A 14,752-nucleotide genomic window follows, 5' to 3' on the forward strand; every position below is an offset into this window, starting at 1 on the left:
TTTGAATTAGCAGCCCAAAAAGCATAGGCACTTCTTATTCTTGTTGCTAATTTTTTACTATCAATCTAAAAATTTTCTTAGTTCTTCTGCAATTTCTTTAGATTGCGAGTGATGAAGGTAGTGGGTTCCAGGTAATTCAACGATCTTACCCTTAACCGATTTTTCAATTTGCTTTTGGTGAAGTTCAAGCCATCCTTCTGGATTTGTTTCATTTTCCGCAACAAACAATAATAAAGGAAGTTCTTTGGGAAACGACAGTTTTTTTGCAGAATTAAAGCTCTCTCCTATTAACTTAAGTTCACTTCGCACAGTCTTATTTCCCATATTTTTCATGGTAAGCATGCGCAATTGATCAGAAGACTCTTCATTAATGTTTTCACCCGTGAAGCTTTCAGGATTCAATTTTACCACCAATCTGAAGATTCCTGATTTTTGCACGAAGTTGATTAATCTATCATCAAAACCTGGCCAAGTTTGGTTTGGAACACTTGAATCAATTCCAACAAAAGCTTTGACACCCTCAGGAAAAGTATTGACATAGTTCAACCCATAAATGCCTGCAATTGAGTGCCCCATCAAAATAAAGGAATCTATATTTAATTGTTTAACAACGTTATGAATCTCCTCAACCATATTTTCTGCTGTTCGCTCACGCTCCGTTTGCCCACTTAGTCCATAGCCAAAGGGTTCGATAACAACCACACGATAATCACTTTTAAGTTCATCAATCAGCGGCTTGAAATCAATACTTGGACTTGCCGTGCCATAACCTGTTAAAAGAACAATTGTTTCTTCGCCCTTACCTTCAATAAGTACGTTCATCGTGCCATCGAAAACCTCTAATTTCTGCCCATAATCCACAATTTTCTTAGCCTCACTTCGTAAACTTAAACGGTGAGCTGTAAAGATTCCCCCCAATGCTAAGGCTATTATCAGTACAAGTACAAGAGTGCTTATCTTTAGGATATGCAGAACTTGTTTAATACCACTTTTTTTATTTCCCTTCATTTTCTATCCCCTTTTCCTTTACTTCGCTAATAATTTTTTCTATAATTTCATCACTTAGTACGTCAACTCCTATACCATCGAACAGATATTTCGCTGCATAAACTTTATCCCAAAAAGTATCTATAGTGTTAGGAAATAAAGATACCATAAACCAAGTATTTAATAGTAGGACAATAATCTCTGAAATCTGCTTTGGGAACTTCACATCAAGTGATCCATCCTTGTTTCCTTCGTCTATGTATAATTCAATCTGAGGTGATAGGACCTCATTGCTATTAATCACACGCATCATGAAAAATTTTGGATTATTAAATAAAGGAAATGCCAACCCAAATGAAGCTCCAACCTCTTTATTCATTAGTGTCTCCATTAGTAAATGTTGAATTTTTTCTAAGCCATTTAGGTCTTGGCGTTTACTAATTGCCTCTATATACTCTGATCCTGGAACAAGTCGCTTTACAACTCCATCAATAATCTCTTCTTTTGATTTAAAGTGGTGGTAAATCGCTCCACGGGACAGGCCATCTAATTCGTTGACAATATCTTGGATGGTCGTTTTCTCATAACCTTTTTCTACAAACAGCCGTGTCGCTACATCTAAAATATCTCTAATTGTGTCTTCAGTACTATACCTTTTACTCATTACTCAACTCTCCTTCTAACAAACATTTAGTCGGTATGTTCTAGACTACACTCCATTTCAATTTATGTAAATAAACTTAATCACTTATTATAAATTTCTAGTTTCTTCTGGGTTAAAAGATAATTTCCTTACTATTTCTATTCTCTAACCCTGTTTTTAGTGCTGTCTCCTAGGACATTCTTTAATTCGCCTTTAATCTTTTTCTAAAAAAACATTCATTCGGTATGTTTTATATTACACTCTATTTTACTTTATGTCAACAAATTAAATCACTTGTTGTAAAGTTCCTTCTCGCTTAAAAGATAGTTGCTTAATAGCTCTATTCTCTAATCATCATTACAAACACCGCTCATCACAGTATTTGCAAATTTCAATTTTTCTACTCCACAGCCTCTTCCATTCTATACTATTAATTTGTTTTATCACTAATTTATGACTTCAATTATTAACTACATAGAGTTCTACAGTACATAACGTAAAACTTACAATATATTTATATATTACATATAATTAAAAGATATGTTAATATAAAACTAATCTTATTTAAATAATTAAAAGATGTGGAGGTATTTTCAATGTTTAAAGAAATGATAAGAATTAATAAAGCAATGGACGATAAAGATATATTTGCACTTATAAAAAGAGGACAAGAAGGCACTTTAGGCACTATAGGTGAAAATGGTTATCCTTACTGTACAACTTTAAATTACGTATACTACAATGATGCCATTTATTTTCATTGTGCTCCTGTAGGACACAAACTTGATAATATAAATTTTAATAATAAAGTATGTTTTTCAATTGTTGATAATATTGAGGTTCTATCTAAAACATTCAGTACTAAATTTGAAAATGTAATAATCTTTGGAAAGGCTGAAAATATTGGAGCAGAAAAAGAAAAAAAGGCTGTGTTACTAAAGTTTATTGAAAAATATTCTTCTGATTTTATGGAAGAAGGAAAAATATATATAGAAAAAGCTTTCTCTAAAGCTAACATTGTAAAAATTAGTATAGATCATATAACAGGAAAATGTAAAAAGTAAATTATTTTTAAATGCAAATATAGGGATACAATGCGAAAACTTACTATATACTCTGGAAAATAAGTTTTCTATAAAANNTTAAGAAAACTCCAAAGGCTTTGGCCGTGGAGTTTTAACCATAGTTATTTATCCTTAATTCTTAATTTTTAATCTATAAATGAGAATTTTTGTTACGGAAATTGAAATCATGCATAAGTTAAATTCTCATTAATAACCCCTATAGACTCCCAGTCTGAATATTTGATCTATTCAGACTAGAAATCTCTTTAATAGAAACTATTAGAAAATTATCTAAATTGAAATTTTATTTAGGCATCTTATAAAAACCTATTAACATCTTAGGAATATTATTTTCTTTCATATGCCTTATTCTAAATATCTTTTAGGTAAAGCTATTTTTTTAAGTCTAACTATAATAAAAAATATTATTCTATCTATAAAAATAATTGTAAGGATAAACAAAAAGCTTATAGTATATTTTTCATAAAAATAAGCAGCAGCGATGCAATATAGTGCAGTTATAAGCTTCCATAAGAATTGAATTCTTAAAAAGCTCTTCATATCTTTAATATGGTACCAATTATTCCTATTATCTACTCTTTTATTATTTATAAATCCATAAATTATTAAGAATATAGCATAAATAATACAAATTATAGATAGTATCTTCATAGAATACGCCTCCGAAATTATTGATTCTATGATTATTATATGTAGATGCTAACTAAGCTTCTACTTCAATAAATTCTCATGCCCTCTATTTCTCTTAAACCATTCTGTAGCAAAATCTACTGCTGTTTTTTGATGAAATAGCCTACTCTCAGCTTGTCCTACTAATCCTCTACTCACATTACAGTTTTTCTCAAACTCTATGCCTATAGAATTAAAATCATAGCTATCTAAATCAATATCTCTAAAAGTCTTCCAAACTCTCTTACCATTTTCTAAAATAGGTGCAGCCAATTCTGTATACATTCTTACATTAGATTTATATTCACTTAGGTGAAAAGATGTATTATTCTCATAAGGCACTCCTAGCAGTAGTACATATCCATTTATATTATAAACTTTTCCCAGAGGTGATGTTTCCCCTAATGAATCCTCCAGATTATGAACCCCTATAATATCCTCTGAATCCTTACCCCAAGCAGTAAAAGAAGCCTGTGGATGATTACTCCTTAACACATTAGGAAAACTTCTAAAAACTTCTGCAATTCTTCCCATTCCTCTTGTAGGGGTTACATGTTTATCAAAAACAGGCATAGTTTCTCTAATTATTTCATACCATTGTTCAGGTACAGGAGGATTCCCCCAATAACAAGGTTCTGAGTAGTCTCCTGTTTGAGCTGGCATAATAATGTTGCCGTCCTCAGTAATTATATCCATAAGCGATTTTATTACTGATACAGCTCCTCCACAGACCCAGCCTATAGAACTTAAAGAGGAATGTACAATAACAGTCATTCCTTTTTTAAGTCCTAATGCGGCTAAATCTTTTTTTAGGCTTTCTATAGTGTTTATAGTATTTGTGTTTTCTATTATAATTCCCTCTCTCATTTTTTCTACCTTCCCCTATTTAAAATCCTCTGGAAAATCTACAGTAAAATCAAAAACTGTACCACAATCAGTACAAACATTAGCATAAAGTTTTGATCCTAATGCAAAAATTTTATCCATAGGTTCTAATAATATGGTTTTGCTCGCAGCTCTCTTGATTTCAGTAGAATTACATTTAGGACACTTTAATTCTTCCACGATATATTCCCCCTTTAATCCATTATCTACTTATTCTTTTAATATTTATTAAATCCTTTTAATATAACAGTATATTTATCAATGTATTGAGTAGGTTCTTATGAATAGAAAAAATAATGCTTATGCAATGATTCTTATATATGTATTTAGTGTGTTTTCAAATTTTTAAAAATGTATCCTAACTATATATATTCAATTGGTCATGATAGTATCCAGCATTTATATAATAATAACTTCTAATGATTTAAAGATGCTAATTACTCATTCAAATTTTTCAAATAAAATTTTCATATTATTTAAGAATAAAAAAACCAGAGTTCACTCTCTAGTTCTACTTAGCTTAATTAACATATACTAGTTAATAATTATTAAGTCGTCCTATTATATAAAGTATCCTTATAAAATATAAAGCATAAGGCCAAAATATCGGCCTTATGCTTTATATTTATCTAACGTCTTTTTTGTAGCTTCTAATAAACTGCTAAGTTCAAATACTTCGCCTTCTTCTAAAAGCTTGTTTAACTGTTCCGTATATCTTGAAGCATCTAAAAGCTTTCCTAAAGATGAAAGTGTTAAGATATTTTCAACTATGTCTGTAACTAGGCTAGACTTCACCTCGAATAATTTTTGAGCGTCTTTAATTTCATCTTTTATCTCAAGCATTTGCTCATCTAATTGAAAGGCTGCATCTGCTGCAGTTTTTAACTTCATTCTTACATCTTTAGGTATATCATGTTTATATTTATAATTTAAAGAATGTTCTACTGTGGCCCAGAAATTCATAGCTAAAGTTCTAATTTGAAATTCTGCTAAAATTTCTGTTTGACCATCAGCCATATTTACTGGGTATTTTATAATCATATGATAACTTCTATAACCACTTGCCTTAACATTCGTTACATAATCCTTCTCATAGATTATTTGCATATCCTTTCTTTGTCTAATTAATTTAACAACTTTTTCTATATCATCAACAAACTGGCACATAATTCTCACACCAGCTATATCTTCCATTTCATACTCTATTCTATCTAATGGTATGTTAAATTTATTTGCTTTTTCTAAGATACTAGATACTTCCTTAACCCTTGCAGTTACAAATTCTATTGGAGAATATTCATTCTTTCTTCTAAGTTCTCTTCTAATACTTTTAAATTTAACTTTAAGTTCTTCCACTGCCTGTTCATAAGGAATTAAAAACTTTTTCCATTCTCTTATCGCCATATGTAAGTCACCCTTCACAAATATTAAATTGTTACGAAATATATATTAGATTATATATATAATATAATGTTATTATAGAAAAATATCAATGATTTAGATATAATATTGCATTTATTGTTTATTTAGCGGTTTATGGAGGATTTTATTATGAAAAATATTTTTTCTGAACTAGAAGAGCTAGGGTTTGAAGATATAGACAATCTTCAAATATATACGGTGAAAAAAAACATAGGCAAAAAAGAAAAAGCTAAGAATGATTTATATGAATCTTTACTTTATCATAAGACTATAGATTGTCCTGTATGTAATTATAGATTCAAACAACTTGCACTTAAAAGTACTTCTTATAGAATGATTTCAAAAGACTCAGATTTTTTTATAAGATATGATCTTATAAATCCTTATTTTTATGATGTTTATATTTGTGAAAGTTGCGGATATTCAGCTTTAAAATCTGATTTCTATAAAATAATGACTATTCAAAAAGATCTAATACTTAAAAATGTAACTTCAAAATTCAAACCAAGAACTTATCCTGATAAATATACATTAGAAATTGCTATAGAAAGATATAAAATGGCACTATTAAATGCAGTTTTTATGAATGCTAAACCTAGCCAAAAAGCTATGATTTGTTTGAAATTATCATGGATGTATCGATTAGGTAATTCAGATTATTATAGTGAAATGGAACGAACCTTTTTAAATTTTGCATTAGAAGGGTTTAACGATGCCTATTATAATGAAGCCTTACCTTTATATGGTATGGATAAATTTGTTATGATGTATTTAATAGGTGAACTAAATAGAAGGCTATTAAATTATAATACAGCTCTTGTATGGTTTAGCCAAGTACTAACTGCCCCTAATGTAAAACAAAGCCTAAAAGAATTAGTTAGAACTCAAAGAGATCTAATTAGGGAAGCAGAACTTATTAAGACTAAACTTGAAAAAACTAGTGATATCATTGACGATAATTTTAACTTTGATAGTAAAGATCAAAAAGCTCATATTCAAGAAGCAAATATTAAAGAAGATAAATCTAAAAGAATTTTTTCAAAAATTTTTAATTCTAAAAATCGTGATTAGCTAATCACCACTTTTAGAATTAAAGATGTGAATGAAAAATTGATGTTATTATTCACAATTTTTCATTCACAATCTATATATTTATAGCCTGTATGTTATAAATATATAAATTTTTATGGTAATATTAATTTGGGTAAAAAATCTATATAATCACAAGAAGTTAATACATACTCTATACCATTTTTAATGCCTTCAAAGGCATATTTCAAAGCCATTCCATGAATATGCCCATATATAACCTTCTCTACCTCATATTCATTTAATATTTCAGTAAACCCATTTTCTTCTTCAATACTATTTACTGGTGGGTAATGAAGCATAACTATAAGCTTCTTATAACCAGCCTTTCTAGCACTATCTAAAGATAATCTAAGCCTTATAAGTTCTCTTTCATAAATTTTTTTGTCATGAGCAGTAAATTTAGAATTCATTGGAGTAATCCACCCTCTACTGCCACAAATTCCATAATTCTCATAAGTAAAAAAGTTATTTTGTATAAAATCCATGTTATCATAAAGAGAATTAAGCTTTGTTATACTAGTCCACCAATAATCATGGTTTCCTCTTACTAATATTTTTCTTCCTGGAAGCTTATTTATAAAATCTAAATCTTCCTTACCTTCTTCCATATTCATAGACCAAGAAATGTCTCCTGCAATTAAGACTGTATCTTCTGCCTTAATGGTTTCCAGCCAATTATTTTTTATTTTTTCATCATGTTTATACCATTTATCTCCAAAAATATCCATAGGCTTATCTCCAGTAGATGCTAAATGGAAATCAGATATAGCATATAATGCCAATACTTATCACCTGCTCTTCATCCTATTGTCAATATCCATAACATATGCAATTACCTTTGCCACCACATCATAAAGCTCTAAAGGAATCTCATCTCCTACGTCTACATTAGTAAGAAGATTTGCCAACTCTTCATTTTCAACTACAGGAACCTCATTTTCCTCTGCTTTTTCTAGAATCTTATCTGCAATATGCCCCATACCCACTGCAGTAACCTTAGGTGCAGTAGCTCCATAATCATATTTTACTGCAGCAGCTTTTTTTACATTTTTCATTTTACCACACCTTTATAAGATAGTTAATGCAATATAGATAAAATATCTAAGAATTAATGCATAGCTAATATAACTATGCCCTTGAACATTTCAATTCCATATTAGTTATACTCTTACATTAATTATACTTAAATCATTATCATCAAAAAATCCCCTACAATTTGATAATGTAAATTTTTCTATTTTTTCTTTAATGTTAACATTAAAGGCATATGAATTACAACTTAAATCTTCAATAAGCTTATATCTATAAGCCTCTAATATATCCATAAAATCCTTTTGTGAATGAATATCTATATTTATATAGTCATTATTTACATTAATAAATGCATCCACTACTTCCATATTTAAAGTCCTTATACTTGTAGCAATTTTAATATTTCTAGAATCTATCTTTTTGCCTTTACCTCTCTCATCTTTAATTACGAGCTTACAGTCATAATCTTGTTCTTTAATATTCATGGGCACATTTAAATAATAATAATCATTACTTAAAGTGTTAAAAACTTTAAAATCATGCATTTTACTTTCAATAAGTTGCATTACTTTGTTAAATGTAGATGGACTATCTTCATTAGTCTTTATAAGTTGCATAATTCCATCTTTCATCATAGATACTTTTTCTTTTATCTCACTTTTGACTATATCAGAAGTAGGAATTTTTAATTTTAAGTCTATATCTTTTTCGATAATTTTACTTTCTTTTATATCCTTATTAACTTTATCCTCTATGATTTTATCTTCTTTTGAAGTAATAATCTCCTTTTCTCCTAAATTACTATCAATACTTTCATTTTCATTTTTAACTAAAAGATTTTTTTCATTAATAATAGACTTAGTATTTATTCCTTTATTTGATACTTCTTCCCCTTGTAAAGTAATATCTTTTACAGTATTATCAAAACTCCCATTTTTTATTACCTTGTTTTCCCTATCTAAGGATGTTAGCGATTTATCCTCAATATCTCTCTCCTTAAAAATTTTATTATCTATTGTTATATCTTTAGTCTCAATATTTAATGCTTCTAATGCTTCTTGAATATTTTTAGCTATTACTAAGTCTTCTTTATTAATATTATTGAAACTTTTTATATTTTCTTCTGTAATTGGTATGTTCTCTTCCTTCATCATTAGTAACGAGTTTAAATCTAAAGTCTTCAGGGAAGAAAAAAAGTTCTTTAAAGTGTTTTTAACCATGACTCCATTTTCACTATTAGGTTCTATATTTTTTGCCGCTAAATACTTTTCTATAAAATTATCTTCTTCTTTAGGTGTTGTATTTATTTTATTAGTGAAGTCGACTATAGTTTTAACCTCATCAAAATTTTCTTGAGTTAACGTAATATTAAATTTAAGCATTTCCTTTAATATATACTCATCACCTTTTGAAATTTTTAATCCTAAGTTTTTTATTACTTCTTCTAATATGCTTTTGCTTTCTAAAGGTATTAAGGCTTCTAGCGGTTTGCTATCCCCACCTAATACTAAAGTTAATTTTCCTTCGCTGAAATCATCTACTACAAATTTTAATAAATAATTTTCTAACAGGGTATCCTCAATAAAACCATCTATTTTAGCAGGAAATTGTCTTCCATCTAGAAGTCTTATTACAACTTCACCACTTTCTTTATTGATATTTAATATCCTTGCACTAAAGCTATCTCCCTTTCTGAAAGTAGTTTTATTAAAATCTTGCTGAGTAGCCTGATTTTGAACCATATTGATTTTCCAAATACCAGACATAATATCTCTCCTTAAAGGTATCTATATTTACTTTAATTATCGTAAAGAATTTATATTTATTGATAACATAAAGCAAAGCTTTTATAATATTTCTGTTTCTATGTCCTCGATATTAGCCTCGCAATTTTTTTCTATATAATCTATAACCTTTTGTAATATGCTATCACCATGGCTGCTGCTACTACTCACTGCTGCAATTCCAATTACTATAGTTTGATGTATATCTTGATTTTCTACCTCTGCAATAGACACATTGAACTTATGTTTTACCTTATCTATTATACTTTTAACAATCATTCGTTTTTCTTTTAATGAGTGTACCCAAGGTGCACCTAATTTTATTTTTGCTATAGCTATAATCATAATAATATCTCCTATAAATAAATTTTCTTGAATCATTTAAAATAGTATTTAAAGATAATGTATCATAATTTGTTAATAATGATATTATTAACAAATTATGAAGAAAAATATAATCTCATATTCACTAATGATTTCTTTAAAGTACCTAAATATATTATTTATGTTCTAATAATTACTATTCCTTTTTATTATAATATAAAAAGGTCTCCTGATTTTCATCAGCGAGACCTTATACAATTCTTTTTATCTATTTTGCTTGATCTAAAGCGTTATTTATAGCTTCTAAAACACCATTGCTTGATGCTGTTGCTCCTGAAACAGCTTCTACTTTATCTGTACTTTGCTTTTCTTTAACCGTTTTGATTATTTCTTCTATAGCGTTGTCTCCAAGACCTTCTGTTTCTTTTTGCTCAACAACTTTAATATCTTCTATTTTTCCATCTTTAACTTCTACAGATACTTTTATATCATTTTTAAATCCTTTTCCAACACCTTCATGGATTCCGTCTTTATAAGCTACTTCTTTACTTCCACATCCTACTAATATCCCCATTGTTAATATTGATGATAATAATACGCTTGCTACTTTTTTCATTTCAAATTCCTCCTTAGTGATATTAAATTTTCAATGCAAATAACTACCAATATCACATATTAAAATTATTCTTTGATAATCTCTCTCAATAAATATACCATAATTTTTCTACATTGTATACAGTTTGTTTTTAACTCATTTTACTCATAGTTTTCCATAATGCTCCATTATAAAATCAATGCATATCTAAAATAATTATTTTTTATTTTATAGTATTATTTTAAATTTTTTGCTGCAGTTTGTCCTGCTCTTCTTCCATAAACTATTATATCTGCTAGTGCATTTCCACCAAGCCTATTTCCGCCATGAACTCCTCCTGTAACCTCTCCTGCTGCATAAAATCCTGGTATAACTTGTCCGTCTTCTCCGATTACTTCTCCATTAGTGTTGATTTTAACTCCACCCATAGTATGATGAACTGCTGGTGTAACTTCAATTGCATAGAATTTCGGACTTTCTAAGCTAATTGCCATATCAGTTCTTTGGAATTCTGTATCGTTATTAGCTTTTTGTGCTTTGTTATATGTTTCAATAGTTGTAGTTAAATTAGTTTTATCAATATCTAATTTTTCAGCTAATTCTTCTATAGAGTTTGCCTCAGTAACTAAATCCATACTAAAATATTCTTCTATAGCTTTTAATCCTTTTCTCAATTCTTCATCAAAAAATAAGTATCCAACCTTATCTTTTTGATCTAATATCGCTTTTGAAACAACATCTCTAGTTAATAATTCATTAATAAATCTTTTACCATCTTTATTTATAAGTATTGCACCATTACCTCTTACTGCTTCAGTAATCATAATGCCTTTTCCTGGAACTACAGTTGGGTGAGTTTGTATTTCACTCATATCTACAAAATCAGCACCTACTTTTTTAGCTAATGCAATTCCATCTCCAGTAGCCCCTGGATGATTTGTTGTATCAAATCCTTCTAGCTCAGCTTTATTTTCTACAACCATTTCTTTATTAGCTGAAAATCCTCCAGCAGTTAATATAACACTTTTAGTAGCTATTGTGTATTCTTTACCTTCTTTATTCGTAGCTTTAACAGCTGAAATCTTTCCTTCTTTATCTTTAACTATTTCAATAGCCTCATTCATCGTTCTAATATCAATTTTTTTATCCTCTGAAACCGCCTTTAAGGTTGAAATTATATTAGGTCCTACTGCTGATCCCCCTGCTGGTCTATGGATCCTTCTAACTGAGGCTCCTCCTGCTGCTCCAACATCTGATAAATCAGCACCTAAACTTTCTAACCATTCAACAGTATCTTTTGCTTCTTCAGTTAATACTTTAACTAACTCTTCATTATTCTTATCGTATCCACCTTTCATAGTATCTTTAAAGAATAATTCAGCACTATCTTCAATTCCAGCTTCTTCTTGAGCTTTTGTTCCAGCGGCATTCAATCCACCTGTAGCACGAGTTGTATATCCTCCAACCATAGGCATCTTTTCTAAAACAACAATTTTAGCTCCACTTTCCTGTGCTTCGACAGCCGCTGCAAGACCTGCCCCACCTGCCCCTATAATAACAATATCTGCACTTTCTCCACTACTTTGGCAACCAACTAATAACGGAATAGCAATTATAGCTGTCATTGCTAAAGCTAATATCTTCTTTTTCATTTTACTTCCCCCTAACAGAAATTATCTATGGCTAGAGTATATTTGTTAAATAATAAACAATCAATATTTTGTTCTTATTAGTTATTTTGTTCTTTTTGGTCTGAAATCTTATATACATGACAAGGCCTGCCTATTTTCCCATATTCTAATTCAATATAAAGCCTGCCTTCTTTTAACATATATTCAAGATACCTTCTAACTGTAACCCTTGCCATACCTATGTTTTCAGAAAGTTCTTCTGCTGTAAAACAGAAGTGTGCATCATTGTTAATATAATTCCAAATCTGATTGTAAGTGCGAATATTCAGTCCTTTTGCTAACTCCATTTCTCTCTCATTCTCAGACGTATTTTTATAATTATCTTCATTATTTAGAACATATTGATCAATAGTTTTTTGTTCTATAGAAATTACTTTATTAAAGGTTTCCATACGTTTTTTATAATTAGATAATGCCTCTTTAAATCTATCAAAAGTAAACGGCTTTATCAAATAATCTATTGCTCCATATCTAAAAGCTTCTTGTACAGCTTCAGAACTTCTATCAGCAGTAATCAATATTACATCACAACAAATACCATCATTTCTTATCCATCTAATAAAATCTAATCCATTCCCCTTTGGAAGAAATATATCTAAAAGTACTAATTGTATTTTTTTACTTTCTATAATTCTTTTTGCTTCTTCTAAATTCCCCACTGCTCCACATAGTTTAAATCCTTGTAGTTTATTTAAAAACATTGAATTTATTTCTCTTACCATCGGATCGTCCTCTACAATTAAAACGTCAATCATTTTAAATATCCTCCTCTGCTTGGAATTGTTACATACCAAGTAGTCTTTTCATCACTAGTAAAATATATATTACCATCTATCTCTTTTATTATTTTCAATATGTTATAAAGTCCATGTCCTCTATCACCAAGTTTCGTTGTAAAACCCTGATTAAATATTTTATCCTCTATATCTTTTGGTATCTTATCTCCATTATTACTTATTTCTATTTGAATCTCTTTGTCACTTTCAATTATAAATAATGTTATTTTAGCATTTTCTTTTCCAATAACTGCATCAATAGAATTTTCAATCAAATTTCCTAATATAATTGCAAACTCATCTATTGTTATACCCTTAGGAATTTCTTTCAGTTCACAGCTCTGATCAATCTCAAAATCTATCCTTGCTTCAGATGCTTTATTATATTTTGCTAATATTAGCCCAGCTATAACAGGTTCTTTAATTTTATTATTTAATATATCTAAAATATGAGTTCTCGCCTTTGCAGTATTATGTATAAACTCTAAGGCTTTCTTATATTCCTCTAGTTGAATAAGTCCTGAAATAGTATGGAGCTTATTCATAAATTCATGATTTTGTGCCCTTAAAGACCACATAAGCTTTTTAATTCCTGTAAGCTCTTCGGCCATAAGTTTAACCGTGGTAAAGTCTTGAAAAGTCACAATAGAACCTATAATACTACCTTCATTGTTAGTAATAGGATAATAATTACTAATAATTGTTTTTCCTAAAGGAAGTTTTTCTTCTACATTTGTAATAGGTAGTCCACCTTTTAATACTATTTTTAATCTATTAAAATATTTGATTTCATTTAAAGTTCTTCCCACATATTTTTCCTCATCCAAAAATTCTCTAGCATTTTTATTTACTACTGTTATTACCCCTTCTTTATTTGAAGCTATTATTCCCTCATTCATACTTTCTAAAATTGCTTCTCTTTCGCTAAGTACCCAAGTTATTTCATCAGGTTCAAGTCCAAAAATAGACTTTTTAATGCTGTGAGAAATAATAATAGCTCCTACGATTCCTATTATAAGACCTATAATTACATAGGGAAGAAAATTTATCATTAAATCTGTGTATTCGTCATTAAAACTCCCTAAGAATAATCCTACACAAACGGCACCAACTTGCTTTCCATCTCTATATATAGGTGTAAAAGCCTTAATAGATTTATCTATATCTTCAATTGTATCTGTAGTAATATAACTTCGTCCTTTGGATAATACAATATTTTCTTTCTCATTAATAAAAACTTTCCCTAAGCTTTCTGTAAGATAGTGAGAATATGCAATACCTCTCATATCCATCACTACAATAAATTGACCTCTTGTTTTAAGCCTTAAGGTTTCTATTCTAGGCTGTATTTTATAAATTCCTTTTTCCATTCCTACATTATCTATAACTACTTCCATAGCTGCAACTGAGGTAGCCATATTCATAACAGCCTTACCTTTTTCTTCTTTTAATATCATCTTGGAATAATTCATAAAAAAATAAGTTACAATAATTAAGGTAAAACATATAATACTCGTTACTAAAATTATCATTTTATTTTGAAGTTTCATCAAAATCACCATTATTTATAGATAAGCTACTCTAAAATTTAATGTATGTCTGAATATAAGTTATAGTTTGATATATTAATTCACAACTTAGATTAATGCACAATTCACAATGCACAGTTAAGGATGAAATTATTTTTAGGCAAAATAATTTCTTTAAACATATCTTTGACTAGCAATTTTATATTGCTAGTCTTGAAAAAAAGTTACTGCGTAACTT

The 14,752-nt window shown here is 29.0% G+C and carries 16 protein-coding genes; 2 read left to right on the forward strand and 14 right to left on the reverse strand.

Translation table 11 applies throughout. The annotated features are described in order from the left end of the window. Nucleotides 1–60 precede the first annotated feature (60 nt). Entirely contained in the window at nt 61–1,008 is a 948-nt protein-coding gene (locus tag B2W91_RS17875) for an alpha/beta fold hydrolase (protein WP_291583380.1), read from the reverse strand. Then, nucleotides 995–1,651, reverse strand: a complete 657-nt coding sequence (locus B2W91_RS17880) for a TetR/AcrR family transcriptional regulator (protein WP_291583382.1) — start codon at nt 1,649–1,651, stop codon at nt 995–997. The genes B2W91_RS17875 and B2W91_RS17880 overlap by 14 nt, the downstream gene beginning before the upstream one ends. A 575-nt stretch (nt 1,652–2,226) precedes the next feature. On the opposite strand from B2W91_RS17880, the gene B2W91_RS17885 reads away from it, so the two are divergent. Continuing rightward, nucleotides 2,227–2,694: a pyridoxamine 5'-phosphate oxidase family protein gene (locus tag B2W91_RS17885; protein ID WP_291583384.1), complete on the forward strand. Its 468-nt coding sequence runs from the start codon at nt 2,227–2,229 to the stop codon at nt 2,692–2,694. A 366-nt stretch (nt 2,695–3,060) separates the two neighbouring features. Here B2W91_RS17885 and B2W91_RS17890 read toward each other — a convergent pair whose 3' ends face one another. From B2W91_RS17890 to B2W91_RS17905, 4 genes are all read right to left on the reverse strand, one after another. Continuing rightward, nucleotides 3,061–3,366, reverse strand: coding sequence for a hypothetical protein (locus B2W91_RS17890; protein ID WP_291583386.1), 306 nt, complete (start codon nt 3,364–3,366; stop codon nt 3,061–3,063). Nucleotides 3,367–3,426: 60 nt separating this feature from the next. Beyond that, the gene (locus B2W91_RS17895; protein ID WP_291583388.1) at nt 3,427–4,251 is read right to left on the reverse strand and encodes an aminoglycoside N(3)-acetyltransferase; all 825 of its coding nucleotides are present in this window, start codon (nt 4,249–4,251) and stop codon (nt 3,427–3,429) included. 15 nt (nt 4,252–4,266) lie between these two features. Beyond that, on the reverse strand, nt 4,267–4,449 hold the full coding sequence (locus B2W91_RS17900) for a hypothetical protein (protein WP_039633958.1): 183 nt from the start codon (nt 4,447–4,449) through the stop codon (nt 4,267–4,269). 432 nt (nt 4,450–4,881) lie between these two features. Next, nucleotides 4,882–5,673: a GTP pyrophosphokinase gene (locus B2W91_RS17905; RefSeq protein ID WP_291583392.1), complete on the reverse strand. Its 792-nt coding sequence runs from the start codon at nt 5,671–5,673 to the stop codon at nt 4,882–4,884. Nucleotides 5,674–5,820: 147 nt separating this feature from the next. Here B2W91_RS17905 and B2W91_RS17910 point away from each other — a divergent pair, with 147 nt between their 5' ends. Next, the gene (locus B2W91_RS17910) at nt 5,821–6,762 is read left to right on the forward strand and encodes a DUF2225 domain-containing protein (RefSeq protein ID WP_291583393.1); all 942 of its coding nucleotides are present in this window, start codon (nt 5,821–5,823) and stop codon (nt 6,760–6,762) included. A gap of 113 nt (nt 6,763–6,875) precedes the next feature. Here B2W91_RS17910 and B2W91_RS17915 read toward each other — a convergent pair whose 3' ends face one another. The 8 genes from B2W91_RS17915 to B2W91_RS17950 all read right to left on the reverse strand — a co-directional run bounded on the left by B2W91_RS17915 (nt 6,876) and on the right by B2W91_RS17950 (nt 14,535). Next, on the reverse strand, nt 6,876–7,565 hold the full coding sequence (locus B2W91_RS17915) for a metallophosphoesterase (protein ID WP_291583395.1): 690 nt from the start codon (nt 7,563–7,565) through the stop codon (nt 6,876–6,878). Nucleotides 7,566–7,571: 6 nt separating this feature from the next. Then, nucleotides 7,572–7,838 carry an EscU/YscU/HrcU family type III secretion system export apparatus switch protein gene (locus tag B2W91_RS17920; RefSeq protein ID WP_291583397.1) on the reverse strand — a complete coding sequence of 89 codons (267 nt, stop codon included), beginning with the start codon at nt 7,836–7,838 and terminating at the stop codon, nt 7,572–7,574. A gap of 105 nt (nt 7,839–7,943) precedes the next feature. Next, nucleotides 7,944–9,581: a hypothetical protein gene (locus B2W91_RS17925; RefSeq protein WP_291583400.1), complete on the reverse strand. Its 1,638-nt coding sequence runs from the start codon at nt 9,579–9,581 to the stop codon at nt 7,944–7,946. An 81-nt stretch (nt 9,582–9,662) separates the two neighbouring features. Further along, on the reverse strand, nt 9,663–9,944 hold the full coding sequence (locus tag B2W91_RS17930) for a DUF503 domain-containing protein (RefSeq protein WP_291583401.1): 282 nt from the start codon (nt 9,942–9,944) through the stop codon (nt 9,663–9,665). Nucleotides 9,945–10,191: 247 nt separating this feature from the next. Further along, complete coding sequence (locus B2W91_RS17935) at nt 10,192–10,539, reverse strand: FMN-binding protein (protein ID WP_291583403.1); 348 nt, start codon at nt 10,537–10,539, stop codon at nt 10,192–10,194. A 215-nt stretch (nt 10,540–10,754) separates the two neighbouring features. Then, complete coding sequence (locus B2W91_RS17940; protein WP_291583405.1) at nt 10,755–12,170, reverse strand: flavocytochrome c; 1,416 nt, start codon at nt 12,168–12,170, stop codon at nt 10,755–10,757. Between the two features lie 77 nt (nt 12,171–12,247). Next, nucleotides 12,248–12,964, reverse strand: coding sequence for a response regulator (locus B2W91_RS17945; protein WP_291583406.1), 717 nt, complete (start codon nt 12,962–12,964; stop codon nt 12,248–12,250). After that, nucleotides 12,961–14,535: an ATP-binding protein gene (locus tag B2W91_RS17950; RefSeq protein WP_291583408.1), complete on the reverse strand. Its 1,575-nt coding sequence runs from the start codon at nt 14,533–14,535 to the stop codon at nt 12,961–12,963. The genes B2W91_RS17945 and B2W91_RS17950 overlap by 4 nt, the downstream gene beginning before the upstream one ends. Nucleotides 14,536–14,752: the final 217 nt, after the last annotated feature.

It is taken from the genome of Clostridium sp. UBA6640 (assembly GCF_002455975.1).
GTDB lineage: Bacteria > Bacillota > Clostridia > Clostridiales > Clostridiaceae > Clostridium_J.

Excerpts from the sequence above, each read along its gene's own strand:
- B2W91_RS17875 (WP_291583380.1), bottom strand. The coding sequence starts at position 1,008 with ATGAAGGGAAATAAAAAAAGTGGTATTAAACAAGTTCTGCATATCCTA.
- B2W91_RS17880 (WP_291583382.1), bottom strand. The coding sequence starts at position 1,651 with ATGAGTAAAAGGTATAGTACTGAAGACACAATTAGAGATATTTTAGAT.
- B2W91_RS17885 (WP_291583384.1), top strand. The coding sequence starts at position 2,227 with ATGTTTAAAGAAATGATAAGAATTAATAAAGCAATGGACGATAAAGAT.
- B2W91_RS17890 (WP_291583386.1), bottom strand. The coding sequence starts at position 3,366 with ATGAAGATACTATCTATAATTTGTATTATTTATGCTATATTCTTAATA.
- B2W91_RS17895 (WP_291583388.1), bottom strand. The coding sequence starts at position 4,251 with ATGAGAGAGGGAATTATAATAGAAAACACAAATACTATAAACACTATA.
- B2W91_RS17905 (WP_291583392.1), bottom strand. The coding sequence starts at position 5,673 with ATGGCGATAAGAGAATGGAAAAAGTTTTTAATTCCTTATGAACAGGCA.
- B2W91_RS17910 (WP_291583393.1), top strand. The coding sequence starts at position 5,821 with ATGAAAAATATTTTTTCTGAACTAGAAGAGCTAGGGTTTGAAGATATA.
- B2W91_RS17920 (WP_291583397.1), bottom strand. The coding sequence starts at position 7,838 with ATGAAAAATGTAAAAAAAGCTGCTGCAGTAAAATATGATTATGGAGCT.
- B2W91_RS17925 (WP_291583400.1), bottom strand. The coding sequence starts at position 9,581 with ATGTCTGGTATTTGGAAAATCAATATGGTTCAAAATCAGGCTACTCAG.
- B2W91_RS17930 (WP_291583401.1), bottom strand. The coding sequence starts at position 9,944 with ATGATTATAGCTATAGCAAAAATAAAATTAGGTGCACCTTGGGTACAC.
- B2W91_RS17935 (WP_291583403.1), bottom strand. The coding sequence starts at position 10,539 with ATGAAAAAAGTAGCAAGCGTATTATTATCATCAATATTAACAATGGGG.
- B2W91_RS17940 (WP_291583405.1), bottom strand. The coding sequence starts at position 12,170 with ATGAAAAAGAAGATATTAGCTTTAGCAATGACAGCTATAATTGCTATT.
- B2W91_RS17945 (WP_291583406.1), bottom strand. The coding sequence starts at position 12,964 with ATGATTGACGTTTTAATTGTAGAGGACGATCCGATGGTAAGAGAAATA.
- B2W91_RS17950 (WP_291583408.1), bottom strand. The coding sequence starts at position 14,535 with ATGAAACTTCAAAATAAAATGATAATTTTAGTAACGAGTATTATATGT.